Genomic DNA, 9,133 nt, shown 5'->3' with positions numbered 1-9,133 from the left:
GCCACGCCCGACCCGACCTCACCACCGGGATCGAGGATGTGCTGATCTTCAAGGCCGACCGGCCGTACCCGCCGACGCCGGCCATCTTCGGCCGGGTGCTCGCAGTGGTGGCCCAAGGCACCAAACGGGTAGCGCTGAGTGATCGCGTCTACCACTACCGTGCCGGGGACTACCTCGTCGCATCTGTCGACCTGCCTGTGAGCAGCCATTTCACCGTGGCCAGCCCGGAGCTTCCCGGCCTGGGCGTCGGCCTGAACCTCGACCCGACCGCCGTTGCCGACATACTGCTGCAGGTGGCACCGGGCGACCTGCCGGACATCGGCAACGACGTGCCGGCCGGCCTCGCCGTCAGCACCGCGTCCGCCGAGCTCCTCGACGCCGTCCTGCGGCTCGTCCGCCTGCTCGACCAACCGCGGGACATCCCGGTGCTGGCGCCGCTGATCAAACGCGAGATCCTCTGGCGGCTCATCACCGGCGACCAGGGCGCGATGGTCCGCCAACTCGGCCTGCCCGACAGCGGCCTCAGCCACGTCGCCCGTGCCGTGCGATGGATCCGCGACAACTACATGCAGCGCTTCCTCGTCGAGGAGGTGGCGCAACAAGCGGGCATGAGCGTTTCGGCCTTCCACCGCAACTTCCATGCCGTCACCGCGCTGAGCCCGATCCAGTTCCAGAAACAGATCCGGCTTCAGCACGCCCGACTCCAACTCGCCGCGTACGCCGACGACGTCGCTGCCGTCAGCCGCCGCGTCGGTTACGGCAGCCTTTCGCAGTTCAGCCGCGAGTACCGTCGCCAGTTCGGCGTCCCACCAAGCCAGGACGCCACACGTCTGCGCAACGCCGCCCAGACCACGCCCTGACAGGATCAGTCCGCTACAAATACTCCCGCCGGGGATTGTGTGGACAAGAGCAGGTCCGCGGCGAGGTGTCGCCCAGCTACGCAGCCCCCTCGCCGCACACGGCATTCTTCGTTAGCGCGCGGCGGAGTTCCTCGACCGTCGGCATCCCTTGGTCGCCGCCATCCAGGTTGCGGTACAGGCGGCAGGAGAGGCTGGTTGGTTCGTCTGGCCGCCGGAAGGGGTCAGTGCCGTCGACGAGGATCGTCGGAGAGCCGTGCATGCCGGCGCGGTCGGCTTCGTCCGGCTCGCGTACGACCTGGTGGATGACGGTCACGTCGGTGCGGCCGGCGACCGCTTCGTCGAGCCGGTGGCTGAGCACGGAGGCGTGCGGGCAGCCCGGAACTGAGAGCAGCGTGACCAGCATGATCTCCTACCCTTCGGTGGCCGTTCGTGCTCGGCACGGTAAACCTTCCAGCCTGGTGGAAGGTCAAGGGCGTACGGTTGCCTCATGCGTATCGGTGAGCTTGCCGCCGCCAGCGGCGTGAACGCCAAGACCCTACGGTTCTACGAAGAGATCGAGCTCTTGCCGAGGGTGAGGCGGACGGCGGCGGGCTACCGTGACTACCCGGAGGAGATCCTGGTCCGCCTGCGGTTCATCCGCACCGCCCAGGCGGCTGGGCTGACTCTCGCCGATATCGGCGGCATTCTGGCCGTTCGCGACGGCGGGCATGCTCCATGTACACAGGTCGCCGATCTCATCGGCCGGCACTTGGCGCAGGTACGCGCGCGCATCGCGGAACTTGAGAACGCCGAGCGGGAACTGCGGCATCTCGCGGACAGAGCTGAGGCGTTCGACCCGTCGCAGTGTTCCGGAACGGACATCTGTCAGATCGTCATGGTTGGAGCGCAGCGGCCCGAACGCCGGCATGAGGTTCGACCCGACCAACGGGGCATCGGATCAGGCCGCCGCACCGGCAGTGACTCGGGTACGCCGTGAGGCGTTACTCGTAGAGCTCGGGTGGCGCCGGGATGATCTTCCCGTCGGGCGGGACAGCGATCTTGTTCGTCGCTCCGATCTCCGACAGCTCCATCCGGTACACCAGTCGGGTGCCGTCGGCGCGGGGGAGCACCGTTTCGAACGACCGGACATAGCGATCCTCGATGACGGCCGTGAAGGGAATCGCGGTGGCCTTCGGCGTGAGGATGGTCCTCAGATGCTTCACGGTCATCATCGTGTTTTCCGGTCCGTCGATCCGGGACAGATCGAACGTGCCGCGAATCGTGCGGTCGTCGCTCTTGTCGGCGGTGGTGGCCGCCCCGGCCATGCTCAGCCCCATCGCCGGATCGGCGACTGCGGCGAACGCGCAGTTCACGCGCATGAGTCCGAAGATGAGCTCGATGAACGCCTCGGGTCCGAAGCCGAACTCGCCCTGGGCGTACATCAGGTCGGGAAGCGTCACGAACGTGGACTGCGAGTATTCGGTGACATGGGTGACCGCGGTGGCCCGGGCTTCCGTTGAGACGGCGCCGGTGAGCATGTCCCGGTCCGCCCGGACGGCAAGCTTGTAGTCCGTGCTACGGGTCGCAGCGACCGCCTCGAGGAAGACCTTCAGCGTTTCCTCGTCGGTTCGCTCTGATGGCGCGGCGACCGCCTGGCTGGCGGTCAGGGTTGCCGCGCTGAGGATGCCGAGCAACAGACCGGTCAGCCGGGTCGCGCGCATGGTGCTCTCCCATCATGACCATGCATTAATGAATCTCTATCAGCTTAACTCAGTGGGAGTGCGTGGGCTATCGGCAAGGCGACTCGGCTCGGCAGCACCCCAACGGCGACTCACCCGGTGATTGCGGATCCGCTCGGCGTGAGCCGCTCTCGCCAGCGGGTGGCGGCCAGGTCACCCGCGGCCACGAGCGGGAGGCACTCCCCGTCCACCCCGGCACCGGATGCCCAAACCGCTGCCACGCTCGACGATTCGAAGAAGTTGACGTTGGGGCACCAGGTCGCCACGACGGATGCCCCCGGACGGTATGTCGGGACGTAGACCACGGCGGAGAGGTCGCCCCGAGCAGGGCGGCCCTGCTCGAAGTGAATCTCGATGACGCGACCGTCCGGCGGCGACGTCGAATAGATGCTGCCCGAGGCGTCGAGCGCGCCGAGGATGCCGAGGGCGTCGATCGCACACCAGGTGTGCCAGGTCCGTCCGGCGAGCAGGAGGCGATGCCGAGTGGTTTCCAGCGTCAGACCGAGGGCGCCGGTCACGCGCGAGTTGTCGTCGCGCCGGACGCGTCCGGCGGCGACCAGCGCGTCAAGTTCGTGGTGCGCGTCGACGTGGCCGGCCGTCGTCGCGACATTCAGCTGCGTCTCGGGAACCGGATGCCCGCTGTGCAGGAGACGGAGGAATGCCTGGCGGACGAGCTCGTTCTGGACCTCGCTCAGTTCGGGGAGAGGTAACGTCCGCACCTTCGACCTCCGGAGGTGTCCTGCGGTCGGGCCATCACGGCGCGACGACATCGGCGCTGGTCAGTGCCTTGGCCGGAGCCTAGCGACGCGGGTCCGCACGTGACCACCGGCTGTTCGGTCAGGGCTTACCGCCCAGGACCTGGTCGGCTGCGGGCCCTGGAAGGCCGCGGTCCTCGGTCAGATGGTGGTGGACCAACGCGACGGCGTCGGACGGCCGTAGCCGGTGATGGGCGAGGCCCGTGGTGATGCGGGCGAGGCGGCCGCCGTAGGACGCGGGGAGACGGTCGACCAGGCCATGCAGCATCGCGTACTCCGCAGCCAGATACATCGCCCGCAGCGCCGGCGAGTGGAAGTAGCGCTGGTAGTAGCTCACGCCGCCAACGTGCACGACCTCCGGGCTCATGTCCTGCTGCCAGACCCGTTTCCCGTTCGCGGTCTCGCCGAGTGAGTCCTCGGTACGGTGCGCGAGTGGCCGTACCGGGTGGGTTCGGTACCCGTTGGCGTACGCGCTGACCTGGTAGGCGACAAGCGTGTCGAAGAAGGGGCTGCCGCCGGGTGGGCGGGGTCGCCCGTGCGCGTCCGGCGGCAGCACTTTCAGAAGTTCCCGGCGCTGGCGAGGGCTGGGCACCCGGCAATGGGTCCGGGGATGCATCAGAGAAATGTTCGAGCCGCGCCAGTCGTAGTTCGTCGGGCTCATCGCCGCTCCACCTCGGTGCAGCGCGTGGGCCGCCTGGAGGTTGACGAAGGCGAAGTGGGTGCAGGCGATCGGCAGCCCGTCGGCTACCGGGTAGGTCCAGATCCCGTTGACCGCGACATCGTCGGCGATCATCGCCATCTCGGCGAACAGCTGCGGGGCGAGGACGAAGCAGTCGATGTCGAGCCAGCCGAAGTTACGGTCGTTGGCGCGGAAGAGGAACTCCCAGGTCGTGTTGTCATCGACGCCGAGGCGGATGTTGTGCAGTGGGCGGTCGACGTTCGCCCGCAGCCAGTCGACTTCGGCGTCGGGCAGGTCGGAGCCGAGGAGAACGAGGTTGACGTCGGCCGGGACGTGCCGCTGTGCCTGGTAGACCCAGTGCAACAGCCCACGGGTGAAATACATGTAGAACGGGTCGGAGCCGCGAAGTGATCGGCAGAAACGCTGTAGCTCCCGCTGGTGCGGACGATCCTCACGGTCCCGGCGGGCCTGCGCCCAGGATCTCCGCACCGGTGCCGGTACCGCTGCCCGGGCGATACGGCGTGCGCTCAGCCGCCGGCGGTCGGCGCGCTCGGCGAACGCGAGCACGTTGCCCCACTTGTCGCGTACTTCGAGGGTGCGGTCCGACACGGGAGTGATACCGAGTCCGACCTGGACGTTAGCGTGACGCCGACGTAGGTCGGTGGCGAGGGCCTCGATGTCGTCCACCTCGAACAGGGCGTCCCAGGCATGCTCCGCGAACTGGCGTAACGACACGTCGCCCGACTGCTTCACGGCCTGCAGCAGCACCGCGGCGGAACCTCGCCGGACCACCGCCGCGACCGGGGGATCTTCGAGCAGTTCGACGTGGGTGAACCCGAGCCGGTCCCGGTAGTACTCGGCGGCTTCGACGACCTGGTCGACCAGGAGACAGGGGACGCTGTGCAACCGGACGTGTTCGCGGTTGATGCCACCCATCGCGTCCGCTCCTCAGTGTCACGGTGCTGCCGTCCTGGCATCCGGAATCGCGGATCTGACAGACGGTACCGCCTGTCGCGGTTCAGCCGCCAGAGCCGGTACGGCGCTCCACGACGATCCCTGTCGTCTGCTGTGCCCGGTTGCTAGCCTGCGACGCATGCGGCGCGCCCTCGCACTCCTCACGATCCTCGGTGTGCTCGCCGGAGCCGGCTGCGACGGCACGAGCCCACCCGAGGCCGGCACCGCCGCCCCGCTGGCGACCCCCGGGCCGGCCGGTGACGCCTTCTACCAGCCGCCCACCCGGCCGTCCGACGCCAAACCGGGGCAGCTTATCTGGGCCAGACCGGTGCCGAGCCCTGACGGGTTGACCGGGTTCGCCATTCTCTACTGGTCCACGGCGACGAGTGGTGACCTGGTCGCCGTGTCCGGTGTGGCGTTCCAGCCGGAGGAGCCGGCGTCGGCCGGTCCGCGGTCGATTCTGGCCTGGGCCCACGGGACGGTCGGTCTGGACGACAGTTGTGCCCCGTCGCGTGGCTACTCCCGGGGTGCCGGAGACTCACTGTCCCTGGTGCGGCGGGCCATCGCGGAGGGTGCGATCTTCGTCGCCTCGGACTACGAGGGGCTGGGTACACCGGGCGAACACCCCTTCATGGTCAACGAGGCATCGGCGCGCAACGTCCTGGACTCGATCCGCGCCGGCAGCCAACTGTTCGACGCGACCGGTGCGAGCGCCTTCATCCTCGGGCAGTCGCAGGGGGGCGCGGCCGCGCTGTACGCGGCCGAGATCCACGCCAAGTACGCACCCGACATCCGTCTGGTCGGAGCGGCGGGAGTGGCCGTCCCGGCGGGTCTCGACGAACTCGACGCTCAGCTCGCCGGGGGTCCCTACTTCGGCTACGTCCTGATGACTGCGCACGGCTACCGGACGGCGTATCCGCAGGTCGCGATGGACGGACTGACGGCGGCCGGCAGCACCGCCCTCGATGAGATCCCCGGCAGGTGCGTGGACGAGATTCTGGGGGAGTACGCCGACGGTAGGACGGACACCTACGGCACCGGCGCTGTCCTGGATGCACCCGAGGTCCGGGCGCTGCTGGCGAAGAACGAGCTCGGCGGCGCGGCGCCGGACGTGCCGATCATGCTGGTGCACGGTGAGGTCGACGACACCATCCCCCTGCAGAATGCGCGCGAGTTGCGCCAGCGATATTGCGCCGCGAGCGCGATGATCACCGCAAAGCTCTTTCCCGGCAAGGGACACGTCGACGTCCTGCCCGCAGCCCTGCCCGAGATCCTCGCCTTCTTCAAGCAACAGTTGGCCGGTGCCACCGCCTCCTCCACCTGTGCCGCATCTGGCTGAGACATCGGCGGCAGTGGTTGACTTCCGGTTAGCCGGATGCTTCGCTGAATCGCGGATCGCGCGAGAGGACACGCGGTGAGTACTGCTGCCATGCAGGACAGGGAACGCGCCCGCCGACCGATACCCGTGCTACTGCTGTCGACGTACGAACTCGGCCATCAGCCCTTCGGGCTTGCCTCGCCGGCGGCCTGGTTGCGCGCTGCAGGCGCCGAGGTGGCGGCAGTCGATCTTGCTGTTGAGTCGTTCCCCGAGGCGTCCGTCAAGGCTGCCGAGGTGGTCGCCTTCTACCTGCCAATGCACACGGCCACCCGGATGGCGGTCGAGCTCATCCCACGGGTGCGCGTCCTCAACCCCACGGCGCACCTGTGCGCGTACGGCCTCTACGCACCGGTCAACGAGAGCCTTCTGCGTGCACTCGGCGTCGACACCGTCCTCGGCGGCGAGTTCGAGGCGCCGCTGACCGCCCTGGTGTCCGAACTATCGCAATCGCCGCCGACGGCCACCTCACCTGACCCGCCGGTACGTCAGACGCTGCCGCTGATCTCCCTGGACCGCCAGACGTTCCGGCAGCCCGACCGGGCGGGACTACCACCACTGACGTCGTACGCCTCGCTGCAACTGCCCGACGGCACCCGACGGACTGTCGGCTACACCGAGGCCAGCCGCGGCTGCAAGCACGTCTGCCGGCATTGTCCGATCGTGCCGGTGTACGGCGGACGTTTTCGCGTCGTTCAGCGTGACGTCGTCGATGCGGACGTGGCCGCCCTGGTCGAGGCGGGTGCCGAGCACATCACGTTCGGCGATCCGGACTTTCTCAATGGGCCGACGCACGCCGCCGCGATTGTCACCCGCCTTCACGAGCGGTTCCCGGCCCTCAGCTACGACGTGACGATCAAGGTGGAACACCTCGTCGCCTACCCGCAGATGATGCCGCTGCTGCGCGACACCGGCTGCGTGCTCGTCACCACCGCCGTCGAAAGCTTCGACGACACCGTTCTCGAGGTGTTCGACAAGCGACACACCACGAAGGATCTCGTCGTCGCTCTTCGCACGTTGAGCGAGGCCGGCTCACCGGCCGCTCAGACGTGCTGTTCGGGGTGACCGTGGCCGGCCGCCCGGCCGAGCTCACCGGCGTCGAGTCGATGGTGGGCTTGTTCATCAACACGCTGCCGGCCCGGGTGCGGCTGTCCCCGTGGCAGTCGCTGACCGACCTGCTGCGCACCGTGCAGACCGAGCAGGCCAAGCTGCTTGACCACCAGTACCTAGGTCTGGCCGAGGTCCAGCAGCTGGCCGGGCACGGCGAGCTGTTCGACACGGTGCTGGTCTTCGAGAACTATCCGCTGGACGCCGACGCGCTCGCCGGCGCCGCGAGGACGGCCGACCTGCGGGTGGTCGGCACCGAGGGGCATGACCCCACTCACTACCCGTTGGCGCTGGCCGCACTGCCCGGCGCGGACCTGCGGTTCCGCATCGAGCACCGGCCGGAGCTGATCGACGACACCGCGGTGGCCACCCTGGCCGAGGAGTTCCTGGCCGTGCTGCGGGCCGTCGCCGACGACCCGGACCGGCCGGTGGGCCGGGTCGAGGTGCTCGACCCGGCTGTGCGCTACCGCATGGTGCACACGTGGAACGCGACCGGTCGGCCAGCCGAGAACCGGACCGTCATCGAGCAGTTGGAGCGGCAGGTCGCCGCCACCCCGGACCAGACCGCGCTGGTGTTCGGATCGACCCGGCTCACCTACCGCGAGCTGAACGGCCGGATCAACCGACTCGCCCATCACCTGGTAGCGGCCGGTGTTGGCCCGGAGTCCACGGTCGCCATCGCGCTGCCGCGGACCGAGGAGGCTGTGATCGCGCTGTTCGGCGTGCTCAAGGCCGGTGGTGCTTACCTGCCGCTGGACCTGGATCAGCCGGCCGCCCGGCTCCGGTTCCAGCTGACCGACGCTGCCCCGGTCCTGGTGCTGACCACCTCGGCGGTCGACCTGCCGGAGTCGCCGGCGCCGATACTGCAGCTGGACTGCCCAGCCGTCGCCGCCGAGGTGGCGGCCCGACCCGACCGGGACCTGACGGACGTTTCCCTTCGCCCCGAGAACACGGCCTACCTCATCTACACGTCCGGCTCCACCGGACGACCCAAGGGCGTGCTGATCGAGCACCGCTCGCTCGCCAACCTGTACGAGGACCACCGCGACGGCATGTTCGCCGACGGCTCCACCCGGGTAGGCGGTCGCCGGCTGCGCGTCGCCTTGGCCGCCCTGCTCTCCTTCGACACGTCCTGGGAGGGCCTGCTGGCCCTGGTCGCCGGCCACGAGCTGCACCTGATCGACGATGACATCCGCCGGGACGCCGAACTGCTCGCCCGTTACGCCCGCGAGCACCGGCTCGACCTGTTCGACCTCACCCCCGCGTACGCCGAGGAGCTCATCGAGAACGGCCTGCTGGACCCGGACGGCCACCCGCCGGCCGTGGTGATGCTGGGCGGCGACGCGGCGGGCGCTGGCCTCTGGGACCGGCTGCTGGCCTCACCGGCGGTGGACAGCCACAACATCTACGGACCCACGGAGTTCACCGTGGACGCGCTCGGCTGCCGGGTGCGCGAGTCCGCCACACCGGTCATCGGTCGTCCGCTGAGCAACACCCGCGCGTACGTGCTGGACGGCTACCTCCAGCCGACAGCAGTCGGTGTGGCAGGCGAGCTGTACCTGGCCGGGACCGGCCTGGCCCGCGGCTACCTGGGTCGTGCGGGTTTGACGGCTGGCCGGTTTGTGGCGTGTCCGTTTGGTTCGGGTCGGATGTATCGGACTGGGGATGTGGTGCGGTGGCGTGCG

At 68.9% G+C, this 9,133-nt stretch carries 8 protein-coding genes and 1 pseudogene; 5 read left to right on the top strand and 4 right to left on the bottom strand.

The window, feature by feature from the left end; translation table 11 throughout:
* The coding region (locus AB0M52_RS25175) for an AraC family transcriptional regulator (RefSeq protein WP_363958293.1) at positions 1-860 on the top strand (860 nt) is incomplete at its 5' end.
* A 76-nt stretch (positions 861-936) separates the two neighbouring features.
* Here AB0M52_RS25175 and AB0M52_RS25170 read toward each other — a convergent pair.
* A complete protein-coding gene (locus tag AB0M52_RS25170; protein ID WP_363958290.1) occupies positions 937-1,263 on the bottom strand; it encodes a thioredoxin family protein in 327 nt (108 codons plus the stop codon).
* Positions 1,264-1,347: 84 nt separating this feature from the next.
* On the opposite strand from AB0M52_RS25170, the gene AB0M52_RS25165 reads away from it, so the two are divergent.
* Complete coding sequence (locus tag AB0M52_RS25165; protein WP_363958288.1) at positions 1,348-1,836, top strand: heavy metal-responsive transcriptional regulator; 489 nt, start codon at positions 1,348-1,350, stop codon at positions 1,834-1,836.
* Between the two features lie 4 nt (positions 1,837-1,840).
* Here AB0M52_RS25165 and AB0M52_RS25160 read toward each other — a convergent pair whose 3' ends face one another.
* From AB0M52_RS25160 to AB0M52_RS25150, 3 genes are all read right to left on the bottom strand, one after another.
* Complete coding sequence (locus tag AB0M52_RS25160; RefSeq protein WP_363958285.1) at positions 1,841-2,560, bottom strand: hypothetical protein; 720 nt, start codon at positions 2,558-2,560, stop codon at positions 1,841-1,843.
* A 110-nt stretch (positions 2,561-2,670) separates the two neighbouring features.
* Positions 2,671-3,297: an organomercurial lyase gene (gene merB, locus AB0M52_RS25155; protein ID WP_363958282.1), complete on the bottom strand. Its 627-nt coding sequence runs from the start codon at positions 3,295-3,297 to the stop codon at positions 2,671-2,673.
* Positions 3,298-3,415: 118 nt separating this feature from the next.
* On the bottom strand, positions 3,416-4,948 hold the full coding sequence (locus AB0M52_RS25150; RefSeq protein WP_363958279.1) for a VOC family protein: 1,533 nt from the start codon (positions 4,946-4,948) through the stop codon (positions 3,416-3,418).
* 157 nt (positions 4,949-5,105) lie between these two features.
* On the opposite strand from AB0M52_RS25150, the gene AB0M52_RS25145 reads away from it, so the two are divergent.
* From AB0M52_RS25145 to AB0M52_RS25135, 3 genes and pseudogenes are all read left to right on the top strand, one after another.
* Positions 5,106-6,305 carry a lipase family protein gene (locus tag AB0M52_RS25145; RefSeq protein ID WP_363958276.1) on the top strand — a complete coding sequence of 400 codons (1,200 nt, stop codon included), beginning with the start codon at positions 5,106-5,108 and terminating at the stop codon, positions 6,303-6,305.
* Between the two features lie 120 nt (positions 6,306-6,425).
* Positions 6,426-7,373 (top strand): annotated as a pseudogene (locus tag AB0M52_RS25140) (radical SAM protein); the annotation flags it as partial.
* A 17-nt stretch (positions 7,374-7,390) separates the two neighbouring features.
* The coding region (locus tag AB0M52_RS25135) for an AMP-binding protein (RefSeq protein WP_363958273.1) at positions 7,391-9,133 on the top strand (1,743 nt) is incomplete at its 3' end.

Origin of the sequence: Micromonospora sp. NPDC051296, assembly GCF_040682255.1 — a bacterium.
GTDB classification, from domain to species: Bacteria; Actinomycetota; Actinomycetes; order Mycobacteriales; family Micromonosporaceae; genus Micromonospora; species Micromonospora craterilacus.
This window is presented reverse-complemented; position numbering and strand designations above follow the sequence as displayed.